Below are 25687 nucleotides of genomic sequence, written 5' to 3'. Positions count from 1 at the left end.
TCAGGCGGCCTTGCTCGATTCCATTTCGCCCTCAATCCATTCGATCAGCATCGTCAGCGTCTGGCGGATAGATCGTTCCTGTTCGAAACATCGGGCTTCAATAAGGGCGATCTGTTCACGCATGACCTCAATCTCCGGTTTCACCACGTCGATGACGGCCTGATCACCCTGGTTGGAAAGTTCCACCACGGCTTGCTGCAATTCAGCAATCTGCGCATCCCGGTCGGCCATTGCAGCTTCGAACATTTCCATGTCCACGCGCGGAACAGTCGGCATTGCCTTGACCGGTTCAAATTCCGGATCTTTGGACTTCAGCGGCGAAGGTGCCGCTTCAGGGAAAGCGCGTTCTGCTTCCATTTCCGACAGAACGGACTGGAGCAAAGACGCATCGATGCGAGAACGTTCTTCAACCGCACCAAGCAACATCAGGCGATTGGCAATCTGGTTGACGCGGCGCGGAATACCGCCCGAAGCTTCGAAAACCTCGGCAAACACCCGCTGGTCGAAAGCCGGATTTCCTTCCCATCCAACCTTTTCGAGACGGTGGATGATGTAAGGTTCGATTTCGCTTTTCTGCATCGGCTCAAGATGATGAGCCGCGATCACACGCTGGCGCAATTGCTCCAGCCCGCCGTCGTTCTGCAGGGTCACGCGGAATTCCGGCTGACCCAGCAGGAGCGTCTGCAGAAGGGGATGGCTGCCGAGCTGGAAATTGGAGAACATGCGCAGTTCTTCGAGAGCTGCGACCGACAGGTTCTGCGATTCGTCCACCACAAGCAGGCAGCGGCGACCCGCCCGGGCCTCCTCGTGCAGGAAGCTTTCGATTTCGGTCAGTGCAGTGGCCTTGTCATGCCCTTCGACATCAAGACCCATGGCCGATGCAACTACGTGAACCACTTCGGACTCGTCCAGAGCGCTGGTCACGATCTGGGCGACCGTCACCTGCTTCGGATCGAGGCTTTCCATCATATGGGCTACCAGAGTCGACTTACCCGAACCGATTTCGCCGGTAATGACGATGAAGCCTTCGCCCTGCGCCAAACCATATCCAAGATAGGACAACGCCTTGCGGTGCGTGATCGAACGGAAATAGAATTCCGGATCGGGCGTCAGCTGGAATGGTTTGCCGCTCAGGCCATAGAAGTTGTCGAACATGTTTCGGTTTCCCTTTGGACCCGTCAGAAAGTGTAGCGAAGACCGACAAGGGCCGATGCGGCCTGGTAGTCGGGCAGATCTTCGCGAGTGATACCGTCAAGGCCAACAGCAGCTGTGCCGCTGAGCCCTTCGATGAAAGTACGATCGTAAGCTGCGGTCACGCTGTAACCGAGCGCCTGGCCGGAACTGTCCAACCCGCTATCGAACAGCGATGCAGACCCGCCGAGCGAGAACTGCGACCATCGATCGAGTTGCCGCGATCCGTAAGCCGCAAGCCAGTAATTCTCGTCTGCAATACCGTCGATCCCGGCGAGGACCGTATTCTGGCCGGCAATGAAGGTGCGGCGATCATAGCCGGCGCCAAAGCCAAACGAAGTGCGCCCGAAGCTTGCGCCATAACTGGCAGAAACGCCGCGGCTGCGGAACACGCCGGACCGGATTGATCCAAGACGCGCGAGCGCGCAATTGTCTCCCTCCGTGCCAATGACACAGCCGCCCAGATCACCCGTTACCGGATTGCGGAAGGCGTCAAAATCTGTGCCAAGATCGCCCAACGCGCCAACCACCTGTCCGCCAAAACTGTTGATGTTGTCATAAACTGAAACATTCAGGCTGGAGCGGTCATCGGGAGCATAGGACAAGGAGCCGTAATAGGTGGTCGAACCATAGCGGCGACCAACCGAGGCGGTCAGCGACGTACGGTTGCTGGGCCTCCACATGACGCCTGCATCCCAGATTATCCCATCGGTTTCGTAAGCGATCTGGCGCGGCGCGCTGCGATCTGTGACGAAACGACCATCGGTGCCGATGACCGGATCGCCATTGATGTCACGCAAGGCATCGCGGCTGGAAACTTCCACGTCTTCATAACCAACACCGCCGATCAGGGCGACGTTGGGCGATACCGGCACAGTAACGTCCGCGCGGACATGGCGATCATCGATACGCTGATCGAGATTGGATACGTCCTGCCGGTTCCAACCTGCACCGATACCAACCCCGATCGGCAAAACGGTGTCTGGTGCGATACCAGCCCTTACCACGGCGTTGTGTGTGGTTGAATCGTCGAAGATATCGGCGCGCTCTCCGCCTGGCGTGACGAGCACAGCATCGGGCGATTCCACTCGCGTATATCCCAGTCTGTATGCACCGGTAACTTCGGCAACACCGATCTGTGTCTGTACGGCAGGCCCGGCGTAAACCGAGTAAATTTGCGTCGTGAAATCATCATCGCCGCCGAAACCGCCGATTGATGTAGCGCCGCTGCCTTCAACCCGTGTGCGCGAGGCGAGGCCGCCAGCTTCAAAAGTCACATTCGGGCCGGCAAGTGCCAGCGATGTACGGGCAATGCCGGAGAAAGTATCAGTATCCGCCACATCGTCGCTGTATCCGATACGGCGTTCGTAGCGCAGCGAAGCAGAGCCTTGTGAATAGCGCCCGCCAAATCCGGCATCCACACCTGCGGCGACGCGCGAATAGGTGACCACGTCATCGCCTGGGGCAAGCTCGGCCGTTACGACCTGCGCAGCCTCGATGTACGGCGCAATCTCTACGCCGCGATCAGAGCTGCGTTGACTGCTGCGGCCCTCTTCGACTTCACCCGATTGCTGGGCCAGCACGGTTGATGGCGTCACCGCAAGGGCAAGAATGGTGGCTATGGTCATACGCATGATGGCTATGCCTCTTGCCCGTAATAGGCACCAAAACGGCGACCACTCGGGCTGAAATGCGCTGCATTCAGCAGCAATTTGAGATCGGGACAGGATGAAAGCAGGGTCAGCGCATCTTCCAGCGCGCTCTGTCCGGTTCGGTCGGCACGGGCGACTACAATGGCCTGCCCCACGTGATTGGCCAGCTCTGCTGCAGGCGAAGCGGCCAGTGCTGGAGAACTGTCGAAAATCACGATGCGATTGGGCGCGGCACGGGTCAGCCGGTCCAGCACTTCCGCGGTCCGGGTGCTGGAAAGATATTCGCTGTCAGACGTGGTATGGTTGCCCGCTGGCAGCACGTAGAGGCCTGCCACATCGGTTGCCAGCACACAGTCTTCGACATTGATATCATCACGCGCAAGCACGTCCATGAACCCGGGGCCACGCGGCAATCCAAGCATGGAGAGGATCGATGGCTTGGCGAAATCGGCATCCACCAGCAGCACTTCACTATCTTTCTCTGCCGCCATCGCGAGCGCCAGATTGGCGGCGCAGTAGCTTTTGCCTTCGTTTGGCAACGGCGAGCATACAAGTACGCGCTGCGCTACTTTGCCCGAACCCGAATTGCGCGCCTTTTGCACAGATGCCAGCACCTGCCGCTTCACGATCCTGAATTCTTCAAGCAGTGCCGTGACCGGACCCTCGGGCTGTATCAGGCCATGTACCGCGAGGGATTCACGATCAAGTTCATGAATGCTCTGGGAAAATTCCACGTCTTCATAAATCGGCTCGGGCGCGACCTTTTCAGTTGCAACAGGGGCAACGCCTTCTGGTGGCAAATCGCGCGGGGGCATCCGCTTTGCAGCGGCTTTGGCAAGCGGAACCTCTGCTTCAACCTGCGGCTTTGCCACGGACCTGTTCTTGCGAACGATCTGACGATTTACCGGATCTCGCAGTTTCTTTGGCACCGGCGAAGGCGTAAAATCGCCGCCGAGCCCGAAGAAGGTCTCAGCACGCTCGAACAGCGATTTGCCCGGGGTCTGGATTTTGCTGTGTTCAGTCATTTCCTGTCCCTCAAGCCATCGTGCTGCGCTGGACGATTTCAACGCCCATCAGCACCACGAACAGCACGCCGAGCCCGCCGACGCCGGCTGCGAAATATTTGAAGCGCTGACGGCGCAGTTCACGGCCCGCTTCGGTGAATGTGTGTGTAATGGTGCCGATAACCGGCAGCCCGAAGGTACGCTCCATCTGGCCCGCCGTGGCAAAGGTCGAACCCAGCTTGCTGAGTGCAAAGGCGGTGCCCACACCGGCACCAAGACCAAGGATCAGCACACCAAACAGCAGCAATGCGCGGTTCGGTGCTGCGGGCACGCGCGGTGTGGTTGGCGGATCGACAACTTCGAACTGGACAGCACTGCGTTCATTTTCGACCTGTCCGCGCAATCGCAATTCTTCCCGGTCCTGCAACAATTCATCATACTGTTCGCGCAGCACTTCGTAATCGCGACTGATCCGCTGGGCTTCTGCAGCAACCCCCGGCTCACGGGCCTGGCTGGCATTGATAGAGGCGATTTCTGCCCGCAATGCAGCCGCGCGGGATTGTAACGACATTACATTGGACTGACGTTCACCCGTCATCGATTGAAGGGAGCTGTACGCTGGATTTGGCATGCTCGCTGCGCCGCTACCACCACCCGCAGCCTGCGCCCGTTCGCGCAAGCTCGCAACCGTGCGGGTGGCAGCGATTACATCGGGATGTTCATCGGTAAGACCGCGAGCACGCATGGCAGAAAGGTTGGCTTCTGCCTGTGCAAGCGTTGCCTGCGGACCGCCTCCACCTGTGCCGGGAATGGTAATGGAGCGCGGTGTGCTGGCCAGTTGCCCTTCGAGAGAAGCGGCAGCAGCCTGCGCAGCGGCCAGATCCGATTCGACGCTGCGCAACTCAGCGCGCGTCGCGCTCATCTGGGTCGCAATATTCTGTGCGCCGCCAATCAGATCGGGATGCTGCGCTTCGAATGCCAGGCGGCGTTCTTCAGCAGCTTCCAGTTCAGCTTCCCGGTTGGCCAGCTGCTCGTTAAGGAATTCAATCGAGCTGGACATTTCACCGCGCGCGCCGCCGAGATTTTCCTCTCGGAAAATGTCGATCATGCGCTGAGCTATGGTGTTTGCGAGCTGCGCATTTTCGGAATCGGACAAATCGCCGCGACCGCTTTGCGCAGCGATTTCAAAGATGTTTTCACCTTCACTGACCACCTGGATATCTTTTTCCAGACGGGCAATCGCTGCTTCCATATCGCCTGGTGAACTAACCCCATCACCGATCCGGGTGGAGCGGATGACTGTTTCCAGATTGACCGAGCTCACCAAAGTCTGGCGGATCCGGTCGATATCACGTTCACGCGCATTGGCGCCGATGCCAATCTGTTCGGCCAGCACATCATCCAGCTGCACAAAAATTCGCGCTTCTGATTCGTAAGTGTTCGGAATCAGCGCAATTACCAGCCAGCCAAGTAGGCACACGCCCCAGGCGATGCCCAGGGCTAGCCAGCGGCGGTTCCACACGGCCCAAAGTCCGGCACGCATTTCTTCAAGAAGGTGGTTCAAATGCCCGACCCCCTCAGAACATGCTTTCCGGGATGATGATGACATCGCCCGGCATCAGAAGGACGTTGGCTTCACTGTCACCGCGGCGCAGCAGATCAGACAGCCGCAAATCATATTCGCGCTGTTCACCGCTTTCGCGGTCAAACCGGATAAGCCGGGCGCGATTGCCTGCGGCATATTCCGACAGGCCGCCAACGGAAATCATCGCGTCGAGCAGTGTCATATTGGCGCGGAAAGGTATTGAGGCCGGCTCTGCTGTCGCGCCGACGATCCGCACTTGCTGGCTGAAAGTGCCGGCAAATTCGTTCACAATCACCGTGACGATCGGTTCTTCGATATATTGCGACAGCTGGAGACGAATGTCTTCCGAGAGCATTGTCGGGGTCTTGCCGACGGCAGGCATATCCGCGACCAGCGGAGTCGTGATACGTCCATCGGGACGGACCTGCACTTCTGCGCCAAGTTCATCATTGCGCCATACGTGAATTGTCAGCTTGTCGAGCGGGCCGATCACGTATTCTTCGCCCGGGCCTTCCTGCATGGAGACAAAACGGGCGGGTTCAAGCTGCGACCCTGCAGAACCACCGCTGCAGCCGGTTAGCGCAATGGCGAAACCTGCTGAGGCGAGGAGGGCTTTGGCCGGGAATGTCGTTCGCATCGAATGCGTCCTTCGTGAATATGCTGACGGTCAGCTGACGCGGCCTCAATTGCCACGCACGCATTGCGCCTCTGGATCCAGTCAGGCCTTCTCGCGAAAAAGGGTGAACATTGCGTTAGCTTTGCGGTCCCGAGCGGCAGAAAAGCCGCATTTTTTGGGCTGTGTCCCGTATCGGGACGTGCGCTTGCTGCGGTATCAAACGAGCATTTCGCGCGCTGCGCCCTGCCCGAGAAAAGTCGCCGGGCTGGCGCTTGCACCATAGGCACCGGCGCAGAACACAGCGACAAGATCGCCGACATCGGCGCGAGGCAGGTGAGCTTGATCGGCCAGCCTATCGAGCGGTGTGCACAGGCAACCGACCACATTAACCTCCTCGGCCGGCTCAGCACCGAAATGATTTGCAATTGCTACGGGGTAGTTGCGGCGAACAACCGTGCCGAAATTGCCTGATGCTGCGAGCTGGTGGTGCAAACCGCCATCGGTCACCAGATAGGTTGTGCCGTGGCTGATCTTTCGGTCGAGAATCCGCGTAAGATAAACGCCCGCCTCACCGACAAGATAGCGGCCAAGCTCTATCGCGAAGTTGGTTTCGCTTAAAATCTGCGGTAAATCAGCAAATTGCGATTTCAGCGCCGCGCCAATCGCAGCAATATCCAGCGGCGTATCGCGATCAAAATAGGGTATTCCGAAACCGCCACCCATGTTGAGATGCGGAACCGGGACACCAGCCTCCTTTCCAAGCCTTGCGGCCAGATCGAGGACATTCGCCTGCGATTCAATTATTGCATCCGCGTCCAGCGCCTGACTGCCGCTGTAAATATGAAAACCCCGCCAATTGGCACCTGCATCAACCAGCTTTCGTGCGAAAGCGGGAACACGTTCTTCATCGATGCCGAATGGTTTTGCGCCGCCACCCATTTTCATGCCCGAACCGCGCAGTTCGAAAGACGGGTTCACCCTGATGGCGAGACGCGGTGCTATACCAAGAGCCTTGCCGGCATCCAGAGCGCGCTCACCCTCACCCTCGGATTCGAGATTGAGCGTCACCCCGGCGCGAACGGCAGCGAACAGTTCCCGGTCACGCTTGCCCGGCCCTGCAAAGCTGATCTCCCGCGGCAGATACCCGGCGCCGCGCGCTTGCTCCAGTTCCCCGCCCGAAGCGATATCCAGCCCATCCACATGGTCCGCCATAAATTCGAGCAGAGGCGCGTAAGGATTTGCTTTCATTGCATAATGCAGGCGAACGCGGTCAGGCAGGGCGTCCCGGAGTTCTGTAATCCGGCGAAGTATGGCATCCTTGGAATAGACAAACAGCGGCGTATCGCCCGCTTCCTTTACCAAGGCACTCGCAGTCTTGCCACCAATGGCCAATTGGCCGTCAATGGTTTCGAAATAGGGGGGAATGGGGCCAAGCGGTTTCATTCCGCCTCCTCTTTCAATCGCGCGCGGTCAATCTTGCCGTTGGCATTCAGCGGCATGACGTCAACCCGCCGGATGATTGCAGGCTGCATGAAATTGGGCAATTCACTGCGCAGTGCCTTTCGCATGGCGTCCTCATCGCCGCTGCCACGCATGACCAGATGAATCGCATGACCCAGCCGGTCATCGGCGATGCCAAAAGCGACCGCTTCATCTGCAAGACCTGTGGCCAGTGCGACATCTTCGATTTCCTGCGGACTGATCCGGTTGCCCGCACTTTTTATCATCGCGTCGTCGCGCCCGACAAAATACAGCAAGCCATCCTCTTCGCGGCGGACCGTATCGCCGGACCAGACTGCTGTGCCGCCGTATCGCGATGCAACCGGTGCCGGCTTGAAGCGAACCGCAGTGCGTTCGGGATCCTGCCAATACCCCTCCGCCACCAGCGGTCCGCAGTGGACAAGCTCCCCCTCATTGGCGACCTGTCCCTTGTCATCGACCACCAGAATTTCGGCGAATGGAATAGCGGTGCCCATGGAAGTCGGGTGACTGTCCACCAGATCGGGATCGAGGTAAGTTGAGCGGAAGGCTTCGGTCAGACCGTACATCGGGAACAGCCGTGCAGCTGGAAATATCCGGCGCAGATCGCGCACGAGATCTGTCGTCAATGCGCCACCGCTATTGGTCATCCGTCGCATGGGGGCGACGGCCTCCGCCGTCCATTCCTGCTCGGTCAATTGTACCCAAAGCGGCGGCACGGCGGCCAATGTGGTGACACCATGCCGCGCGCAAGCCTTGATAACATCTCGCGGCGTCAAATAATCCAGGGGAGCAACGCGGCCACCTGCAAACCATGTCGAAAGAAGCTGGTTCTGACCGTAGTCGAAACTGAGCGGCAGCACTGCCAAGGTAACATCATCGCTCCGCAGGCCAAGATAATGCGCGACGCTGACGGCACCGAGCCAGAGATTTGCGTGGCTTAGCATCACCCCCTTGGGTCGCCCGGTCGATCCGCTGGTGTAAAGAATGGCGCAGAGATCTTCGGGATCTGCGGACGAAATTCCCATGACCCCATGAAAACCATCTAGCACGGCGCAGAGTTCCTTTTCCTCCACAACCTTGCAAGCAGCAGGAAGATCGCCCTGTTCAACCGAGCCAAGCCGTCCCGAATTGGCAACCAACAGGCTAGCGGAACAGTCCTGCAATATATGGCGAACTTGCGCGTGTTTCAGCAGCGGATTGACAGGCACATGGACCAGCCCCGCCCGCGCAGCGGCAAGCGGCATCAGGCAAGTCAGTTCACCCTTTGCAGCCCAGGTGGCAACGCGTGCCCCCGTCTCGGGCACCTGCTCTGCCAGCCACGCTGCCATGCGTGCAATACGGGTTCTTAAGTCCTTCCAGCTAAGGGTTTGCCCGCGCAGGATCAGCGCTGCATCGCCATCCGCCCCGCAATCTGCGAGGTGATCTAACGGCTGTGGCACGGAATTTGGCGCGATGGACATTCAACCTCTTGGGGATATGCAGCAAGTGACAGCGATCAGCTATCACGACACGGTTAACGATCTGCAAGGGCTTGATTGGTCTGCGAGCAGCCCTTTTGCTCGGCTAGAATGGTTTCGCCTGTTGGAAGAAAGTGGCGTGGCCCCGGTTTTTGCCACGATACGCAAAGGCGGCGACGCAGTTACGCTGCCGCTTCGGCGCAACGGCGCGCGAATGGAATCCCTGACCAATTGGTACGCCTTCACCTGGGCAGATATGAGAACCAGCGGATTGACAGACTGTACCATGGCGGAAGATCTCGCCCGCGACCTTGCCCGCCGCACAGTCCGCGTCGAGCTGTCAAAGTTACCGGAAGACGATGGCACCGAGGGGCGCCTTGCCAATGCCTTCGAGAAAGCAGGCTGGATTGTTCTGCGCTCTCCTTGTGACACCAACCACATTCTGAAATTGCGGGGCCGTGATTATTGCGAATATCTGGCCGACCGCCCCGGCCGGGTGCGCACGACACTGAAACGCAAGGCCAAAAAGGTCGAAGTGACACTGGCAACCAGCTTTTCCGACGAAGACTGGGCCTTTTACGAAGATATTTACGCAGACAGCTGGAAGCCGGAAGAAGGCGACCCTGCCATGCTCCGCCGCTTTGCCGAGGGTGAGAGCGTTTCGGGTCGATACCGTTTCGGCCTTGCCCGCCACGAAGGCACACCGGTGGCAGCGCAGTTTTGGACAGTCGACAGCGGGATCGCCTACATTCACAAGCTGGCGCACCGGGAAAGCGCCAGGCCGTTATCTCCAGGCACAACCGTAACTGCTGCATTACTCCAGCATGTCATCAACACAGACGGCGTCACAATGGTCGATTTCGGTACAGGTGATGATCCTTACAAGCGGGACTGGATGGAGGACACACGCACACGTTGGCGGCTCTCCTGTCTGCGCCCTGGCAGCCCGCGCAATTGGCCTGACATCTGCAAGGCAGCTTTACGCAAACTTGTCAGCCGCGATCTCGCTGGCTAGGGCGACAGACCTATGGCGAGCAAACTCCCCGTTCCGGTCGAGCAGACCGGCGATATCGATCTTGTTCTGCGACAGGTTTTGCAGGACGTCCTTGGTCTGTCAGACGACCGCGTGGCAGAACTGGATGCCGATTCCGGCCTATTCGGCCATTTGCCGGAACTGGATTCGATGGCTGTCGCCGGGCTGCTAACCGAGATTGAAGACCGCATGGATATCATCATTGAAGATGACGAAGTTGATGGCGAAATGCTGGAAACGTTCGGCGGGCTTCTGACTTTCCTCGCTGAAAAGCGCGCTGACGGCTAGGCCCGATGTTGACACGCACATGGCCCTGCCCACTGTCCGGCGGCGGCGTGTCCCACGAACTGGCATTGGCTTTCACGAAGGATCGCGGGGCCAATGTCCTGATGATACCTCCTTTGTTTGACGAACATAACAAGCTGCGCGCGCAGATAGTCGCGGTAATGCGCTGCCTTGACCGTGCGGGGTTTGATTCCGTTCTTGCCGATCTTCCGGGCTGCAACGAAAGTCTGGTACCGCTGGAAGACGTGACCCTGTCAGGATGGCGTGCCGCAATCCATGCTGCAGCGGAATTGCTCGGGTGCACACATGTTCTTGCTTGGCGAGCTGGCGCGCTGTTAGCTCCGCCAGAGCTTCCCGGATGGCAATACGCGCCGCTGACCGGTGCCAAACAGCTGCGCGCCATGCTTAGAGCGCGCACTATCGCTGCACGTGAGGCGGGCAAGGCAGAGGTGATGGCAGACCTGGAAAAGATCGCGCGAACCGATGGTATTGCGCTTGCAGGCTGGCAGCTCAGCGCTGAATTGTTCACCGGGCTCGAAGCAGCGGAACCGCAAACGGGCACCTTCCAGCATATAATAACGCAAGCCGAAATCGGTGGGCCTGCATTATGGCTACGCGCAGAGCCGGAACGTGATGATGAGCAGGCCGACGCCCTGGCTGAGCTTGTTGTAGGGCAAATCGGATGACCCGGCGACATATCCCATTTCCTTGCGCGGAAGACACGCTGATCGGAACCCTTGATGAAGGTGACGAACACTCCGGACTGCTGATCGTCACTGGCGGAAACGAAATCCGCAGCGGTGCTTTCTCGGGCCTGGCGACACTGGCGGCCCGCGTTGCTTCGGCAGGATATCCGGTTTTCCGTTTCGACAGGCGCGGCGTGGGCGACAGCAGCGGCAGCAACAGTGGCTTTCACAGTGCGGAGCATGATCTTGCCGCCGCGATCGCCGCCTTTCGCGAAAACTCACCGCATATCCAGCGAATCATCGCGTATGGCAATTGCGATGCCGCCACCGCGCTGATGCTGAATGCCGGCGGGGGCTACGATGCGTTGGTTTTGGCCAATCCTTGGACTTTCGAGGACGATCAATCTGGCGTCATGCCGCCCGAGGCCATTCGCGCCCGTTATGTTGCCAAGTTGAGGGACCCGGGTGAGGCACTGCGTTTCTTGCGAGGCGGAGTATCACTCAAAAAGCTGGCAAGCGGAGTGCGAACGGCTCTAAAGTCCAGCGCACCACCATCCAGCCTGGTGGAAGACATGGCAAACGCCATGGCCTCGTATGACGGTCAGGTGCGCTATCTGATTGCAGGGCGTGATCGCACTGGTCAGGCCTTTCGGGCGGTTTGGCAAGGCGGCGATAACGTCGAAGTCAGAGCCGAGGCCGACCACGCCTTCTCAAAGGGAGAAGACAGCGCGTGGCTTCTCGATCAGATCCTGTCAGCCCTTAACGAACAGGCTCGCCAGCTCGACATGGGTTGACCAGCGAAACTGCCCCACCGGGCGCAATTCCTGCAAAACATAACCCGCATCGCGAAGCATCGTGCAATCGCGCGACCAGCTGGAAGGGTTGCAGCTGATGTAAACAACGCGGCCAATTCCACTTGCTGCGATTTGCTCAATCTGAGTGCGCGCACCTGCCCGTGGAGGATCGAGGAGAACGCCGTCGAACTGGCTTAATTCGTCGGGACGCAGGGGGTTGCGGAACAGGTCGCGGTGGCTCGTTTCCACCGGAAGACGCGCAGGATTGGCCGCGCTGCGACATGCGAGCACAGCCGCCCGATCTGCTTCCACCGCCAGTACCTTTCGCCCTCGCCCAAGTGCCAGGGCAAACGTGCCGAGGCCTGAAAACAGGTCTGCCACATGCTCGCAATTGCCCAGCCATTCACGCGCCGCACCAACCAGCGCCGCTTCTCCGTGAGCCGTCGCCTGAAGAAATGCACCTGCCGGATAGGCCACCGGAATACCGCCCAGCGTTACGGTTACAGGCTCTGGCTCCCAAAAGCCCTCCGCGCCATAACCGGCATCTAGGGTCAGGCGCGCAAGGCCATTATCACGACAGAAATCCAGCAGGTTTTCGGTCTGCTCCAGCCCATCAGGCATGAAGCCCTTTAGGCCGCAATCAACACCCTGATCAGTCTTCGCCAGATCGATGTCGATCGAATATTTGCGCTTAAGCGGCGCGAAGTACTTCCTCAGCGGCTCGATCAAAGCGAACAGTTCAGGTGCGAGAACATGGCATTCACTCAAATTGACCAGATTGTGCGACCCTGCGGCGTTAAAGCCGATCGAAGGACGACCACCACCATTGATCGCGCGAAGACTGGCACGGCGACGCGAATGCGGCGGTGACATGGCAGGCGGCGCTATCAACTGCGGATTAAGGCCCTGCCCTGCGGCTGCATGGGTAACGCGGTCGGATACGAACTGCGCCAGCGTTTCCTCGTCGCAGTGCTGCAATTGGCAACCGCCGCATTTGCCGAAATGGCGACACGGCGGTGCGGCGTGATGCGGGCCTTGCATAAGACTGCCATCAGGCAGCACCGTATCTCCCGGTGCAGCAAAGGCGACATGCTGCCCTTCTGCGGTCACTCCGTCGCCCTTCGCGGCAATGCGGATGATTTCTTCAGATGCACTCACATGAATTCTCCGTAAGCATCTGAAATATAATCGTTCAAATCAGAAGCCGAAAAGGCTGAACCGGCTCTGCGCGCGGACTGTGCATGCAACCAACATCCCTGTTCCGCAGCATCGTGCGCAGCCATACCCGTTGCAAGCCTGCTGGCAATCAATCCTGCCAGGATATCACCCGTGCCCGCTGTGCTCAGCCAGCTTGTAGCGGACGGCATGATAACAAGCGGCGCGCCCGGCGCAGCGATCATAGTGTCAGGGCCTTTCGCCACCAGGACGCCCTCTATTCCCTCAGCCAGTTCAATGGCCTGCTCTGCCCTGTCTAGTCCGACCGCCCCGAATACATTCGCCAAGACTTCAAGCTCGCCGGCATGCGGCGTCACAATGATCGGACAGTCGCGCTTTTCGAGCATGCGAGGCTCCAGCAAAACCAGCGCATCTGCATCACAGACGGTTGGTAAATCGCAAGACAAGACCCAATCAAGCCGCGCCCGCGCTTCCGCACTTCGCCCAAGTCCCGGACCCACCAGAAATGCATCAATCCGGTGATCGGGAGCGGGGTTGAAGAGCGATCCGCAATCAACCACCAGGTCAGGCGGATGAGTGGCCATATCATCCCCTTCGCCCGCAAAAATCTTCACATATCCCGCACCGCCGTGCTGCGCGGCTTTGGCTGCAAGGATCGCGGCGCCATGCATTTCGCCAGCCACCACCGCCAGTAAGCCACGTGAATATTTATGCGCAGTCCGGTCCGGCGCCTTGAAAACCGGAGGAATAGAAACCCGCGCTGTATCGCGACCAGGCTGTATGCCGATATCGACCAGCCGCTTTGCACCCATTTGAACCATTGCCGGAACCAGCCAATGGGCGAATTTCCACGCACCCAGCGCTATCGTAAGGTCATAATTGGGCAGAGCTTCATTCAGCATCTCACCATTGTCGCTATCGACCCCACTGGGCAGATCAACGGCAATGCAATAATGGTGAGCCAGTGCCAATTCGCGCAGCAAGACCAGCAAGTCATCCGCGATCGGCCTGCCAAGCCCCGTTCCAAACAGGCAATCTACGAATATGCAATTGTCTGCATGCTCCACAGGCTCTCCAGCCCAACGGGCTCGAGCCGTTCGGGCAGCGTCAGTCTTGGGCGCGATAGGAGCGATCACATCCACATGCAGACCGCGTTCCTGCAGGGCCCGCGCGATGACGTAGCCATCCCCGCCGTTGTTTCCCGGGCCGCATAATACGGTGACGGATCGACCGGCCGCCATCCGCCAGATCCACTCTGCTGCGCCTGTCCCGGCGCGCTCCATCAAGGTTTCAACGCTGTCGCTTGCTTGAACAAGCGCATCTTCTGCGGCTCGCATTTGCGCAGTGGAGAGTATCTGGCAAAGCGGTTTCATGGCCTATTCAGCCACAGGGAGGCGATATCTGTCAGAGCCGACACGAACCTCGATCAAGCCGTTACCCCGTTCGACATTTGCCTGTTCCACACCATCGGCCGTCACAATACCGCGCCCGGGTACGCCAAGTTCAAACCTGCGAAAACCGCCATCGGGATGGCGCACGGTGAGCAGGCGCTGGCCGTCAACTTCCCCGCGCTCCATCGTGCAATCGGCAGCGAAACCCGCGGCACCGGAAAGTGCGCATTCGACACTGGTTCCAGCAGTTTCGTCCCCGCCATCCAGACAGGCGGCAAGCGATAGCGGCAAGATCAGGATCAGTCGCTTCATGATCTGCGTTTTCCGGTTATCTGCGAGACATCGCGAACCGCACCGCGGGCAGCGCTCGTGGTCATTGCAGCATAGGCTTGCAAGGCAGGCGAAACCTTGCGCTCCCGGTGCTCTTCAGGCTCCCAGGCTGCATCACCTTTCGCCTCCATCACCGCACGGCGACGGGCAAATTCCTCATCCGATATGGCAAGATTGATCGTGCGATTGGGAATGTCGATATCGATCCGGTCACCCGGTTCTACCAGAGCGATTTCACCGCCCTCGCCCGCTTCCGGGGAAACATGGCCGATGGACAGTCCGGAAGTGCCGCCAGAAAATCTGCCGTCTGTAAGCAAGGCGCATTCCGCACCAAGGCCCTTCGATTTCAGATAGCTGGTGGGATAAAGCATTTCCTGCATGCCCGGCCCGCCTTTCGGACCTTCGTACCGGATCACAACCACATCGCCCGAAACAATCTCGCCGGCCAGAATTGCATCGACTGATGCATCCTGGCTTTCAAATACCTTTGCAGGGCCGGAGAATGTAAGGATGCTGTCATCCACGCCCGCCGTTTTCACAATGCATCCGTCACGCGCGATATTGCCGTAAAGCACCGCCAGACCGCCATCCTGGCTGAAGGCATGTTCCTTGCTGCGGATCACCCCGCCTTCGCGGTCAAGATCAAGCTCGTCCCAGCGACGGGATTGGCTGAAAGCGGTCTGTGTCCGTACGCCGCCAGGCGCGGCTTTGTAGAATTCATGCACTTTGGGATTGGCGTTCCGGGAAATGTCCCAATCATCCAGCGCGTCGCCCATCGTCGGGCTGTGCACGGTGGGCAAAGCGGTGTGGAGGAGGCCAGCGCGGTCCAATTGGCCCAGAATGGCCATGATCCCGCCCGCGCGGTGAACGTCTTCCATATGAACATCGCTTTTCGCCGGCGCGACCTTGCACAGGCACGGCACGTGGCGGCTCAACCGGTCGATATCCTTCATCGTGAAATCGACCCCAGCCTCATGTGCGGCAGCCAACAGGTGCAGCACCGTGTTGGTGGAGCCGCCCATCGCGATATCCAGGCTGACAGCGTTTTCAAAAGCTTCAAAGCTGGCGATTGAACGCGGCAGGACGCTGGCGTCATCTTCCTCGTAATACCGTTTTGCCAGTGTCACGACGAGGCGGCCTGCGCGCTCGAACAGGCCCTGCCTGTCAGAATGGGTGGCGAGCTGTGAACCATTGCCGGGAAGCGAAAGTCCCAGCGCTTCGGTAAGGCAGTTCATCGAATTGGCGGTAAACATACCGGAACAGCTGCCGCAGGTCGGGCAGGCAGAGCGTTCAATCTCCGCCACTTCCTCGTCGGAATAACTTTCATCGGCTGCGGCAACCATCGCATCGACCAGATCGAGCGCGACTTCCTTGCCTTTCAGGACAATTTTGCCGGCTTCCATCGGCCCACCGGATACGAATACCACCGGCACATTCAGCCGCATCGCTGCCATCAGCATTCCGGGCGTTATCTTGTCGCAATTGGAAATGCAGACCATTGCATCGGCGCAATGCGCGTTGACCATATATTCGACGCTATCGGCAATCAGATCTCGGCTTGGGAGTGAATAGAGCATTCCGTCATGCCCCATCGCAATTCCATCATCGACCGCTATCGTATTGAATTCCTTGGCAACGCCGCCCGCCGCCTCAACCTGACGCGCAACCAGCTGGCCTAGGTCTTTCAGATGGACGTGGCCCGGCACGAACTGGGTGAAGGAGTTGACGATCGCGATGATCGGCTTGCCGAAATCGCCATCCTTCATACCTGTTGCGCGCCACAGTCCGCGCGCGCCGGCCATATTGCGGCCATGGGTGGAGGTGCGTGAGCGATAGACGGGCATGAGTAACTTTCCTGCGAATTTCGGATCGGGTTCGATATTTCCTATAGGAATCGCGCCGCAAATCGAAACAGGAAATGCTTTGAGGCTGTGAAGAGACGATCAGGCGGTTTCGATCGCTAGCTTCACTCTGCCAGCGACATCCGCAATAATTGCCGCCCAGCGCGCTTGCCCGCGTTCCTGCGTGATCAGATCATTGCGGATCTCGATCGCGCAATAAGGCCGGCCATGAGCTTCCGCATGGCGGTTCATTGTCGCGTTCAGTTCCTTACCCGAATACGGCTCGTTATCGCCAACGGTGACACCAAGTTCGCTGAACAGACGTATTGCATGACGCGCGCCGCGATCATCCTCATTATACAGCAGCCCGATTTCCCACGGACGTTCTTCTTTCGGTTTGCTCTCAAGCTTGGGTGTGAAGCTGTGAATCGACAGGATCAGACCCGGCTGAACATCGTTCAGCCATTTATCCAGCGCCTTGTGATAGGGTCGGTGATAATCGTTCAGGCGCTTCTCTCGATTGGCCCCGATATTACCTGGAATGAGGATACCGTCAGTGGTGGTTGGCACGAGGCCTGTCGATTCTTCTTCTCTGTGAAAGTCGATTACCAATCTACTGATATTGCCTAACATTGCCCCCATACCATGACGGCGCGCCAACCGCTCTGAAACACCAGATGCGCCGATATCATAGGCAATGTGGCTTTCCAGCGCCGGGCCGGAGATGCCAAGTTCTATGTCTTCTGGCACCTGATTGGACGCATGGTCGCAAACGACGACAATGCCGCCACGATTGGCCTCTCCGATCATACGGAAGACGGGTTCACTCATCGAAGAAATCCTCTCATCTGCCACCAGTCCGGATGGTCGGTAGCTAATGTCTCGGCCGCTCTATCGCGTTCCTCGACATGTTCAAACAGAGCAAAACAAGTCGCCCCTGATCCGGACATTTCGCACATCCACGGATTAACCGTCGCCAGTGCACGCAATACGTCCGCGATTGCAGGACACAAAGAGATTGCCGGAGCGCGTAGATCATTGCGTCCTTCGCGGGCAATCTTGCTGACCGGTCCTTCAGGCAGTGCCTCGCGGTCCATTCCGTCCCAAGCCTCGAATACAGGCCCGGTCGCCAGCGGAACCCGCGGATTGACCAGCAGCACGGCCATTCCGGTCAGGTCGCTTTCGACAGGTTCCAGTTCCGTGCCGGTGCCACGACCGATGCAGGTCACGCTTTCGACACAGGCCGGAACATCCGCGCCCAATTTCGCCGCGCGCTCTCGCCAGTCATCGGGCAATCCGTGAGCATCGCGTATGATGCGAAATACCGCGCCAGCATCGGCTGAACCTCCGCCCAGTCCTGCCGCCACGGGCAGGTTTTTCTCCAGAGTAATCGCCAAGCCATCCGGACGCGGAAGTTTAGAAAGCGCCCGCATCACAATGTTATCAAACGGATTATCAAGCGCGCCAGCAAACTCGCCTACCGTTGTCAGACTATCCGCATTGGCTGTGCGCGCAACAAGCTGATCACCTGCATCAACAAACGCAAACAGCGTCTCAAGCTCATGAAAGCCATCATCCCGCCGCGCCCGGACGTGCAGCGCGAGGTTTATCTTGGCGTATGCAGTTTGGGTCAGCTTCAAGCTGGCGAAACCCTTACATATTCGGATAGTTCGGACCGCCGCCGCCTTCGGGCGTGGTCCAGTTGATGTTCTGGTTCGGGTCCTTGATATCGCAGGTCTTGCAGTGGACGCAGTTTTGCGAATTGATCTGGAATTTGGGCTCCTGCCCTTCCTCGATCAGCCATTCATAGACCCCAGCGGGGCAATAGCGGGTGGATGGCCCTGCAAAGATCTCAAACTCGCTTTCCCGCTGCAATTCCAAATCCGCCACTTTCAAATGGTTAGGCTGGTCCTCTGCATGATTGGTAAAGCTGTAGGATACGCTGGTGAGGCGGTCGAAGCTGATCTTCCCGTCAGGCTTGGGATAATTGATCGGCTTGAACAAGTCGGCCCGCTGCGTTGTTGTATAATCGCGATGATGCTTCATCGCCGGGAGCACGCCGATTTTCAGCTGGCGCATCCACATGTCGATGCCAGCCAGAACTGTGCCGACATCGCCGCCAAACTTGGCGACCAATGGCTGCGCGTTCTTCACCTTCTTGAGTTCTGTCGCGATCCAGCTTTCGCGCAAATTCGCTTCATATTCCGCAACTTCAGTATGCTCTGCGCCTTCGCCAATCGCGACGGCGACAGCTTCTGCGGCCAGCATCCCGCTTTTCATGGCGGTGTGGCTGCCCTTGATTCGCGGCACGTTCACAAAACCCGCTGCGCAGCCAACCAGCGCGCCGCCGGGGAATGCGAGCTTGGGTACAGACTGCCACCCGCCTTCGTTAATCGCGCGCGCGCCATAAGCAACGCGGGTGCCGCCTTCGAGGTATTCACTGATCGCCGGGTGGTGCTTCCACCGCTGGAATTCCTGGAACGGCGAGACATAGGGATTTTCATAATCGAGCGCGGTCACGAAACCGAGCGCGACCTGACCGTTCGCCTGATGATACAGGAACCCGCCGCCCCACGTATCGCTTTCCGAAAGCGGCCAGCCCTGCGTGTGAATCACGCGGCCCGGTTCATGCTTTGACGGATCAATATCCCACAATTCCTTGATTCCAAGGCCATAAACCTGTGGCTGGCAATTCGCCTCAAGATCGAAGCGCTCCTTCATGATCTTGGTCAGATTGCCGCGCGCGCCCTCTGCGAACAGGGTGTATTTTGCGTGGATTTCCATGCCGGGCTGATAATCGGACTTATGACTGCCATCTGCAGCAACGCCCATATCCTGCGTAATAACGCCGGTTACCGCGCCCGCTTCATTGAACATCACCTCTGATGCAGGGAAGCCGGGGAAAACCATGACGCCCAACGCTTCGGCTTGCTCACCAAGCCAGCGTGTCAGATTGCCGAGCGATCCGGTGTAGCACCCATCATTAGACATGAAGGGCGGCAATGCGAGATGCGGAACGCTGACTTTTCCGCCTTTGCTGAGCATCCAGTGCCAATTGTCCGTGACAGGCGTTTCCGCCATCGGGCAATCCATGGTGCGCCAGTCGGGCAGCAGCTCGTCGAGCGATTTGGGATCAACCACCGCGCCCGAAAGAATGTGCGCGCCGATTTCTGAGCCCTTTTCAAGGACCACAACTTCAAGCTCTTCATTGACCTGCTTCAACCGAATGGCTGCCGCCAAACCGGCAACACCGCCGCCGACAACAACCACGTCGACGGGCATAGATTCCCGTTCACTCATCGCTTTATCCCGTTTTGCATATAATCCGTTGCAAGAGGACTTGATCGTTGCCCATGTGCAGGTCAAGACCGCGGTTGGTCTATACGATGGAAACACGCCCCCAATTAACGCTCGCAGAGCAATATTCCGCCACGCTGGATTGGTGGCGCGATGCAGGCGTGGACTGCCTGTTTGAAGATGATGTTCAAAACCTTCTTGCTAATGAACACGAGTCAGCGAACAAAAACGCGGCAGCCCAGGCTCCTGAAAGTGACGTGAAGGTCGCGCCGGAACCGGTAATACCGGAAATCGATCTTCCTAAGGATATGCCCGCTTTTCGCGGCTGGTGGATGGACCCTGAAACGCCGCTTCCTTCCGGCCATTCCCCTCGCATTGCCCCGCGCGGAGAAATCGGCGCACAGCTGATGCTGCTTGTGCCCATGCCAGAGGTTGACGACCGCGAACGATTGCTAGCCGGCCCGCAGGGCAAGATGTTGGACAACATTGCCATTGCACTGGGCATCGACGTGGGCCGGGCCTATTTTGCTTCTGCCATACCGGGCAATATGACCCTGCCCGACTGGGGTGGACTCCTGTCCGAAGGCGCTGGCGCAGCACTGCAACGCCATATCGAATTGGCAAAGCCACAGCGCGTGATCCTGTTTGGCAGCAAATTGCCGGCCATGCTTGGCCACGATCCTGCTGCACCGCCCGAATCTTTTACCGAGATCGCAAACATTCCTGCGCTCACCACTTTTGCCCCTGACCGTCTGCTTGACCATCCGCGCCAGCGCGCGCGGCTGTGGCACAGACTGCTTCAATGGACTGCCTGACAATGAAATCGATGAAGACTTGCATCAGCATACTCGCTCTTGCCGCTGCAGCTTTCGCTCCGTTGTTGGCGCAGGCGCAGGATACACGCACCTACTTCACTGCCCGCATCAACGCACAAGAAGTGCCGCAGCAGCTCTCCTCTGAGGAGCGTGATCATTACTCCCGCCTTTTCAATGCGATTGACGGGGAGCGCTGGGCCGATGTCGAGACGCTTCTTGCCCAGCGGCCTGACGGCCTGCTCACCGATTTTGCGCGGGCTGAATATTATCTGCACGCCAATTCACCACGCGTAGAACTGCCTGCATTGCTGGACTGGCTTCGGCGCGGGCAGGAATTGCCGCAGGCAGAACAGATTGGCCGCCTGAGCGTAACGCGCGGAGCCGAGCGTGAACCAGATCTGCCATATGTCCGCCAAACGACGTCACAAGGCACAATGCCTCGCCGTACGCGGCCAAGTTCCGTCGGCGATGGCAGTATGCCTGCCAGCATTCGATCGGCCATCTTGCAGCACATATCTGATGATGACCCCTACGGTGCGCGGCAATTGCTTGACGGAATCGATGCCAGCCTGAGCAGTCAGGCAAGAGCCGAATGGCGCCAACGTGTTGCCTTCAGCTTTTTTATAGAAAATCTTGATGCAGAAGCGCTGGCAATGGCGCAAACGGTGGGCGCGGGCAGCGGACCATGGGTTGCAGAAGGCGACTGGGTTGCCGGTCTTGCCGCATGGCGGTTGAACGATTGCCAGACCGCAAGCGACTATTTCCAGCGAACCGCTGCCGGTGCATCCAGCCCAAGCCTGCGCGCTGCCGCGTTGTATTGGGGTGCGCGAGCGGCATTGCGGTGCAGGCAACCCGATCTCAGCACCCGCCTCCTCAGCGATGCCGCGATCGATGATCGTACCATGTACGGGATGCTGGCTGCGGAGCAGCTTGGGCGCAACTTGCCCGACCGCGTGGAAAGCGCAGATTTTACGCAAGAGGACTGGCAGGCAGTTGGTGCCGAAAGAAACGTTCGCATCGCCGTGGCTCTTGCAGAAATCGGCCGTGACGGACCTGGCAGCCAGGTCCTTCTTCATCAGGCACGCATAGGCAATCCGCAGGATTACGCGGCGCTGTCTCGCCTCGCCCGATCACTCGGATTCCCGCAGACACAATTGTTTATGGCTTTCAATGCGCCCAGCGGCACCAGCGCAGACCCGGCTTCCCACTTTCCCGCGCCCAAAATCGCACCATCAAATGGCTGGCGCGTAGACCCGGCGCTTGCCTTTGCGCACATCCTTCAGGAAAGCGCCTTTCGGCCCAACGCCACAAGCCCTGCCGATGCGCAAGGCCTGATGCAGATTACCCCGATTACCGTTCGCCAGCATGCGCCATCTTTAGGGATGAGCGCCAGCAGCGTGAATATTTACGACCCGGAAATCAACCTGGCGTTCGGTCAGCGCAATCTTGAAATGCTGCGCGATGATCCCGCAACACGCCAGCGCCTGCCGATCATCATGGCGGCTTATAATGCCGGGATGACGCCAATCCGTCGCTGGGAAACCGAAATCCGCGATTTTGACGATCCGCTGCTGTATATGGAGGCCATCCCTTATTGGGAAACGCGTGGCTATGTTTCCATCGTTATGCGCAATTACTGGATGTACGAACGTCAGGCCAATGCGGCGTCGCCTAGCCGCAGGGCTTTGGCGCAGAACGGTTGGCCGCTGTTTCCTGACGGTACAGGCCTGAGCGATGGACGGGTCTACATGTCGACCGGCGGCAATTGATGCCAATTCACGAAAGCCTCGCCTTCGTCCCCATAACTATCGCTGTTCTGACTGTATCGGATACGCGCACGCCCGCAGATGATACGTCGGGGAATATCCTGTGTGAGCGTATCAATCAAAAGGGACATGTGGTTTCCCGCCGAACGATTGTGAAAGACGACGCCGGATTGATCGCCGCGCAATTGCGCGAATGGATAGCGGATTCAGAGGTTGATGTAATCATCACGACCGGCGGCACCGGGCTGACAGGCCGCGACGTGACGCCAGAGGCGCTTGAGGCGGTAAAAGATAAGGATATTCCAGGCTTCGGCGAACTGTTCCGCTGGATAAGTCTTGAGTCCATAGGAACCTCGACGATCCAGTCGCGGGCTTGCGCTGTACTTGCTGCCGGCACTTATATCTTCGCTCTGCCAGGCTCCAACGGAGCCGTGCGTGATGGTTGGGATCGCATCCTGTCCGATCAGCTGGACAGCCGCCATAGGCCCTGCAACTTCGTCGAGCTTATCCCACGTTTGCAGGAACGCTGAGGCTCAAGCGGGTTGGTAACATCCCAGCTCATGTCCGTCAGGATCTGTGAAGTGAAAGCGCCTTCCACCTGGAAAGGCGAATATTTCCTGCGAGACAGTGCCCCCTGCCGCAACCACCGATGAGTAGGCATCTTCAAGATTTTCCACCCTGATAACTGGCAAAATTGCAGCGGCCTTTTTCGGATCATCAGTCCCGTCCAGCCCAAGATGGCTTGGCCCTCCTTCATATGATGCGTAACCGGGGCCGTACCTCGTGAAGTCCCACCCGAATGCCTCGCTGTAAAACCTGACGGCATTTTCCGCCGTCGCGACAGGGAGTTCGACATAATCCAGCTTTGGCACAAGCTCTCTCCTACTTGGCATTCCAGAAACTTTGTTCTACTTTTGTTTCATGGCCAAAGCAAACACAACTATTAAAGGTCGCGGCGCCCAATCCGCACATGTGCCGGATCGGTTCGGCCTTGCCCAGCGCCACACCGATGGTGACTGGCGAGACGTTATGGAGACGCTGGACGGGCCGCCGGTCAAATTGCGCACGACCGTGACAGAGGAACATCCCAAAACGATCATAAGCTTCAACCGCTCGCCCGATATCCCGTTTGATCGCTCTATCAATGCCTATCGCGGGTGTGAGCACGGCTGCGTCTATTGCTTTGCCCGGCCCACCCATGCCTACCACGATCTTTCGCCCGGACTGGATTTCGAAACGAAACTGTTTGCCAAACCTGATGCAGCGCGGTTGCTGCGTCAAACACTGGCGCGGCCAAATTACCGCCCTCGGCCCATCGCAATGGGCACCAATACAGACCCCTACCAGCCGATCGAGCAAACCTACCGTATCACCAGAGAACTTCTGGAAGTGTGCAACGACACCGGTCATCCCGTCACGATTACAACCAAATCCGACCGCGTTCTGCACGATATCGATTTGCTTTCGGAGATGGCGGCACGTCGGCTTGTCGCCGTTGCAATATCAGTAACTTCGCTCGACCCCGTGTTGTCGGGCAAGCTGGAGCCGCGAGCAGCAGCACCGGAAAAGCGCATGCTGGCTCTAGAGACACTGGCCAGGGCAGGCATCCCGACCCATTGTTCGATTTCACCCGTCATTCCGGCTATTACAGACGAGTTTATGGAAGACATCATCACGCGCGCCGCCGCGGCCGGGGTGAAAAGATGCGGGTGGATACCCTTACGACTACCGCACGAAGTTGGCCCGTTATTCCGGGAATGGCTGGACATTCACTATCCGCAGCGCGCCAAGAAAGTGATGGGCATCGTGCAATCTATCCGGAACGGACGCGACAATGATCCGGAGTTTTTCTCCCGGATGAAGCCGGATGGCATCTGGGCCGAACTTTTTCGCTCCCGCTTCCGGCTGGCTTGCCGCCGCGCTGGAATCAACACGGAGCAGTTTGAACTGGATTGTGCACAGTTTCGCCGGCCCCATACTGGCGGTCAGCTCAGTCTGATATAAATGCTGTTCAACGAGCATATTTTTGCGCTAGGGCAGTATCGGCTTTGTCGCATTATGGGGTTTTCGCCCTGTTGGTGCCGTGCAATGATTCGCAAACGTATGATTATAGGGGATAACCTCATGAGGAAGATCACTACCGCGCTCCTATCAGCCACCGCGCTGATCGCTACGCCGGCCTTGGCCGGTGATGGTGAATTCTACTTCGGCCTTGGTGCCGGTGTTATGGACGCAGAAGACATTGATTTCGAAACCGATACCGGAACTATCGAAACCGCCACGCTGGAAAGCGATTACGGTTGGACTGGTGAAGCGGTGCTTGGTTACGATGCCGGCCCAATTCGTTTCGAAGTCGAAGGATCTTACCAGAACTTTGATCTTGAAGTTCTGAACGTCGAAGACCTCGGAACCGTTGCAAGCGTTGGCGCAGGTGGTGAAGACCAGTTCGCTTTCGGCACGTTCTCACCCGTCGGCGGTGAAGGCGAAATCTGGAGCGGCATGCTCAATGCCCTTCTCGATTTTGGCGGTAACGACAGCTTTGGCTTCGCCATCGGTGGCGGCGTCGGCATCTCGAACGCCAGCTTCAATGATGTGCGTGCATTCGACACCGGCCCGGGCTTCCTTGATGAAAATGACGTGCGTTTCGCATGGCAGGCAGTTGCCCAGCTTTATGGCCCGGTAACCGACAACATTGACGCCTCGCTGAAGTACAAGTTCCACAATGTGGAAGGCGGTACCTACGTCGACCAGGTCGGCCGTACCTTTGACGCAAGCGTTCGGACGCACTCGGTGCTCGGCTCGTTCATCTTCAACTTCGGTGGCACGGAAGCTCCTCCGCCTCCTCCGCCCCCACCGCCGCCACCTCCTCCGCCCCCACCTCCGCCTCCTCCGCCCCCACCACCTCCGCCTCCTCCGCAGGCGCAGTGTAACACGGGCCCCTACATCGTATTCTTCGATTGGGATCAGTCGGACATTACGCCAGAAGCAGCGACCGTGCTTAACAGCGCTGTCACAGCCTACGGCGATTGCGGAACTGCACGCGTCATGCTTGCCGGTCACACAGACCGTTCGGGCAGCGTAACCTACAACATGGGCCTGGCAGAGCGTCGTAACGCATCTGTTCAGTCTTATCTGACAGGCCGCGGCATTCCAGCTGCTCGCATCGCAAGCGAAGCTTTCGGTGAAAGCATGCCACGCGTTGCTACGGCAGACGGCGTCCGCGAACTGCAGAACCGCCGCGTTGAAGTGACCTACGGCCCCGGTTCGGGCATGTAAGTCCAGCCTA

24 protein-coding genes are annotated in these 25687 nt (G+C 58.4%); 9 read left to right on the top strand and 15 right to left on the bottom strand.

Translation table 11 applies throughout. The features are described 5' to 3' along the window. From AB731_RS06470 to AB731_RS06440, 7 genes are all read right to left on the bottom strand, one after another. Entirely contained in the window at positions 1-1155 is a 1155-nt protein-coding gene (locus tag AB731_RS06470) for an XrtA/PEP-CTERM system-associated ATPase (RefSeq protein WP_047093819.1), read from the bottom strand. A gap of 23 nt (positions 1156-1178) precedes the next feature. After that, entirely contained in the window at positions 1179-2825 is a 1647-nt protein-coding gene (locus AB731_RS06465; protein ID WP_047093820.1) for a hypothetical protein, read from the bottom strand. A 5-nt stretch (positions 2826-2830) separates the two neighbouring features. Continuing rightward, positions 2831-3868 (bottom strand): P-loop NTPase family protein, encoded by a 1038-nt coding sequence (locus AB731_RS06460; RefSeq protein WP_047093821.1) that lies wholly within the window; start codon positions 3866-3868, stop codon positions 2831-2833. Positions 3869-3878: 10 nt separating this feature from the next. Continuing rightward, positions 3879-5411: an XrtA system polysaccharide chain length determinant gene (locus AB731_RS06455; protein ID WP_047093822.1), complete on the bottom strand. Its 1533-nt coding sequence runs from the start codon at positions 5409-5411 to the stop codon at positions 3879-3881. Positions 5412-5424: 13 nt separating this feature from the next. Then, positions 5425-6069 (bottom strand): XrtA/PEP-CTERM system exopolysaccharide export protein, encoded by a 645-nt coding sequence (locus tag AB731_RS06450; RefSeq protein ID WP_047093823.1) that lies wholly within the window; start codon positions 6067-6069, stop codon positions 5425-5427. 195 nt (positions 6070-6264) lie between these two features. Further along, positions 6265-7491 (bottom strand): pyridoxal-dependent decarboxylase, exosortase A system-associated, encoded by a 1227-nt coding sequence (locus tag AB731_RS06445; protein ID WP_047093824.1) that lies wholly within the window; start codon positions 7489-7491, stop codon positions 6265-6267. Beyond that, positions 7488-8990, bottom strand: coding sequence for an acyl-CoA ligase (AMP-forming), exosortase A system-associated (locus AB731_RS06440; protein WP_047093825.1), 1503 nt, complete (start codon positions 8988-8990; stop codon positions 7488-7490). Before AB731_RS06440 ends, AB731_RS06445 begins: the two co-directional genes overlap by 4 nt. Between AB731_RS06440 and AB731_RS06435 the strand changes: the two genes are divergently transcribed. Genes AB731_RS06435 through AB731_RS06420 form a run of 4 tightly spaced genes read left to right on the top strand, consistent with a single transcriptional unit; the run spans position 8983 to position 11785 of the window. Continuing rightward, a complete protein-coding gene (locus AB731_RS06435; protein ID WP_231638874.1) occupies positions 8983-10002 on the top strand; it encodes a GNAT family N-acetyltransferase in 1020 nt (339 codons plus the stop codon). The genes AB731_RS06440 and AB731_RS06435 overlap by 8 nt on opposite strands. Positions 10003-10014: 12 nt before the next feature. Beyond that, positions 10015-10308, top strand: a complete 294-nt coding sequence (locus tag AB731_RS06430; RefSeq protein WP_047093826.1) for an acyl carrier protein — start codon at positions 10015-10017, stop codon at positions 10306-10308. Between the two features lie 5 nt (positions 10309-10313). Beyond that, positions 10314-10991, top strand: a complete 678-nt coding sequence (locus AB731_RS06425) for an alpha/beta hydrolase family protein (RefSeq protein ID WP_047093827.1) — start codon at positions 10314-10316, stop codon at positions 10989-10991. Further along, a complete protein-coding gene (locus AB731_RS06420; protein WP_047093828.1) occupies positions 10988-11785 on the top strand; it encodes a hydrolase 1, exosortase A system-associated in 798 nt (265 codons plus the stop codon). The genes AB731_RS06425 and AB731_RS06420 overlap by 4 nt, the downstream gene beginning before the upstream one ends. Here the strand turns inward: AB731_RS06420 and AB731_RS06415 are convergent. From AB731_RS06415 to AB731_RS06385, 7 genes are all read right to left on the bottom strand, one after another. After that, the gene (locus AB731_RS06415) at positions 11744-12943 is read right to left on the bottom strand and encodes a class I SAM-dependent RNA methyltransferase (RefSeq protein ID WP_047093829.1); all 1200 of its coding nucleotides are present in this window, start codon (positions 12941-12943) and stop codon (positions 11744-11746) included. The genes AB731_RS06420 and AB731_RS06415 overlap by 42 nt on opposite strands. Beyond that, positions 12940-14334, bottom strand: coding sequence for a bifunctional ADP-dependent NAD(P)H-hydrate dehydratase/NAD(P)H-hydrate epimerase (locus AB731_RS06410; RefSeq protein ID WP_047093830.1), 1395 nt, complete (start codon positions 14332-14334; stop codon positions 12940-12942). The genes AB731_RS06415 and AB731_RS06410 overlap by 4 nt, the downstream gene beginning before the upstream one ends. A 3-nt stretch (positions 14335-14337) precedes the next feature. Continuing rightward, positions 14338-14664, bottom strand: a complete 327-nt coding sequence (locus tag AB731_RS06405; protein ID WP_047093831.1) for a hypothetical protein — start codon at positions 14662-14664, stop codon at positions 14338-14340. Continuing rightward, entirely contained in the window at positions 14661-16526 is a 1866-nt protein-coding gene (gene ilvD / locus AB731_RS06400; RefSeq protein ID WP_047093832.1) for a dihydroxy-acid dehydratase, read from the bottom strand. Before ilvD ends, AB731_RS06405 begins: the two co-directional genes overlap by 4 nt. A 99-nt stretch (positions 16527-16625) precedes the next feature. Beyond that, the gene (locus AB731_RS06395) at positions 16626-17354 is read right to left on the bottom strand and encodes an N-formylglutamate amidohydrolase (protein ID WP_047093833.1); all 729 of its coding nucleotides are present in this window, start codon (positions 17352-17354) and stop codon (positions 16626-16628) included. Continuing rightward, positions 17351-18163, bottom strand: coding sequence for a 4-(cytidine 5'-diphospho)-2-C-methyl-D-erythritol kinase (locus AB731_RS06390; protein WP_047093834.1), 813 nt, complete (start codon positions 18161-18163; stop codon positions 17351-17353). The genes AB731_RS06395 and AB731_RS06390 overlap by 4 nt, the downstream gene beginning before the upstream one ends. A gap of 13 nt (positions 18164-18176) precedes the next feature. Further along, a complete protein-coding gene (locus tag AB731_RS06385) occupies positions 18177-19823 on the bottom strand; it encodes an electron transfer flavoprotein-ubiquinone oxidoreductase (protein ID WP_047093835.1) in 1647 nt (548 codons plus the stop codon). Between the two features lie 86 nt (positions 19824-19909). Between AB731_RS06385 and AB731_RS06380 the strand changes: the two genes are divergently transcribed. Genes AB731_RS06380 through moaB form a run of 3 tightly spaced genes read left to right on the top strand, consistent with a single transcriptional unit; the run spans position 19910 to position 22931 of the window. Continuing rightward, complete coding sequence (locus tag AB731_RS06380) at positions 19910-20635, top strand: uracil-DNA glycosylase family protein (protein WP_047093836.1); 726 nt, start codon at positions 19910-19912, stop codon at positions 20633-20635. A 2-nt stretch (positions 20636-20637) separates the two neighbouring features. Continuing rightward, complete coding sequence (locus AB731_RS06375) at positions 20638-22404, top strand: lytic transglycosylase domain-containing protein (protein ID WP_231638872.1); 1767 nt, start codon at positions 20638-20640, stop codon at positions 22402-22404. Beyond that, positions 22404-22931 (top strand): molybdenum cofactor biosynthesis protein B, encoded by a 528-nt coding sequence (gene moaB, locus AB731_RS06370; protein ID WP_047093838.1) that lies wholly within the window; start codon positions 22404-22406, stop codon positions 22929-22931. The genes AB731_RS06375 and moaB overlap by 1 nt, the downstream gene beginning before the upstream one ends. Before the next feature lie 3 nt (positions 22932-22934). Here moaB and AB731_RS06365 read toward each other — a convergent pair whose 3' ends face one another. Further along, positions 22935-23294: a VOC family protein gene (locus tag AB731_RS06365; protein WP_231638871.1), complete on the bottom strand. Its 360-nt coding sequence runs from the start codon at positions 23292-23294 to the stop codon at positions 22935-22937. Between the two features lie 28 nt (positions 23295-23322). On the opposite strand from AB731_RS06365, the gene AB731_RS06360 reads away from it, so the two are divergent. Beyond that, positions 23323-24405, top strand: coding sequence for a PA0069 family radical SAM protein (locus tag AB731_RS06360; protein WP_047093840.1), 1083 nt, complete (start codon positions 23323-23325; stop codon positions 24403-24405). A 120-nt stretch (positions 24406-24525) separates the two neighbouring features. Beyond that, on the top strand, positions 24526-25677 hold the full coding sequence (locus AB731_RS06355) for an OmpA family protein (protein WP_047310199.1): 1152 nt from the start codon (positions 24526-24528) through the stop codon (positions 25675-25677). The last annotated feature ends 10 nt before the right edge of the window (positions 25678-25687 follow it).

Origin of the sequence: Aurantiacibacter marinus (assembly GCF_001021555.1) — a bacterium.
Classification (GTDB): Bacteria; Pseudomonadota; Alphaproteobacteria; order Sphingomonadales; family Sphingomonadaceae; genus Alteraurantiacibacter; species Alteraurantiacibacter marinus.
This window is presented reverse-complemented; position numbering and strand designations above follow the sequence as displayed.

Coding starts and splice junctions, on each gene's coding strand:
- AB731_RS06470 (WP_047093819.1), bottom strand. CDS start 1,155: ATGTTCGACAACTTCTATGGCCTGAGCGGCAAACCATTCCAGCTGACG.
- AB731_RS06465 (WP_047093820.1), bottom strand. CDS start 2,825: ATGCGTATGACCATAGCCACCATTCTTGCCCTTGCGGTGACGCCATCA.
- AB731_RS06460 (WP_047093821.1), bottom strand. CDS start 3,868: ATGACTGAACACAGCAAAATCCAGACCCCGGGCAAATCGCTGTTCGAG.
- AB731_RS06450 (WP_047093823.1), bottom strand. CDS start 6,069: ATGCGAACGACATTCCCGGCCAAAGCCCTCCTCGCCTCAGCAGGTTTC.
- AB731_RS06445 (WP_047093824.1), bottom strand. CDS start 7,491: ATGAAACCGCTTGGCCCCATTCCCCCCTATTTCGAAACCATTGACGGC.
- AB731_RS06435 (WP_231638874.1), top strand. CDS start 8,983: ATGGACATTCAACCTCTTGGGGATATGCAGCAAGTGACAGCGATCAGC.
- AB731_RS06440 (WP_047093825.1), bottom strand. CDS start 8,990: ATGTCCATCGCGCCAAATTCCGTGCCACAGCCGTTAGATCACCTCGCA.
- AB731_RS06430 (WP_047093826.1), top strand. CDS start 10,015: ATGGCGAGCAAACTCCCCGTTCCGGTCGAGCAGACCGGCGATATCGAT.
- AB731_RS06425 (WP_047093827.1), top strand. CDS start 10,314: ATGTTGACACGCACATGGCCCTGCCCACTGTCCGGCGGCGGCGTGTCC.
- AB731_RS06420 (WP_047093828.1), top strand. CDS start 10,988: ATGACCCGGCGACATATCCCATTTCCTTGCGCGGAAGACACGCTGATC.
- AB731_RS06410 (WP_047093830.1), bottom strand. CDS start 14,334: ATGAAACCGCTTTGCCAGATACTCTCCACTGCGCAAATGCGAGCCGCA.
- AB731_RS06405 (WP_047093831.1), bottom strand. CDS start 14,664: ATGAAGCGACTGATCCTGATCTTGCCGCTATCGCTTGCCGCCTGTCTG.
- ilvD (WP_047093832.1), bottom strand. CDS start 16,526: ATGCCCGTCTATCGCTCACGCACCTCCACCCATGGCCGCAATATGGCC.
- AB731_RS06395 (WP_047093833.1), bottom strand. CDS start 17,354: ATGAGTGAACCCGTCTTCCGTATGATCGGAGAGGCCAATCGTGGCGGC.
- AB731_RS06385 (WP_047093835.1), bottom strand. CDS start 19,823: ATGAGTGAACGGGAATCTATGCCCGTCGACGTGGTTGTTGTCGGCGGC.
- AB731_RS06380 (WP_047093836.1), top strand. CDS start 19,910: ATGGAAACACGCCCCCAATTAACGCTCGCAGAGCAATATTCCGCCACG.
- AB731_RS06375 (WP_231638872.1), top strand. CDS start 20,638: ATGAAATCGATGAAGACTTGCATCAGCATACTCGCTCTTGCCGCTGCA.
- moaB (WP_047093838.1), top strand. CDS start 22,404: ATGCCAATTCACGAAAGCCTCGCCTTCGTCCCCATAACTATCGCTGTT.
- AB731_RS06365 (WP_231638871.1), bottom strand. CDS start 23,294: ATGCCAAGTAGGAGAGAGCTTGTGCCAAAGCTGGATTATGTCGAACTC.
- AB731_RS06360 (WP_047093840.1), top strand. CDS start 23,323: ATGGCCAAAGCAAACACAACTATTAAAGGTCGCGGCGCCCAATCCGCA.
- AB731_RS06355 (WP_047310199.1), top strand. CDS start 24,526: ATGAGGAAGATCACTACCGCGCTCCTATCAGCCACCGCGCTGATCGCT.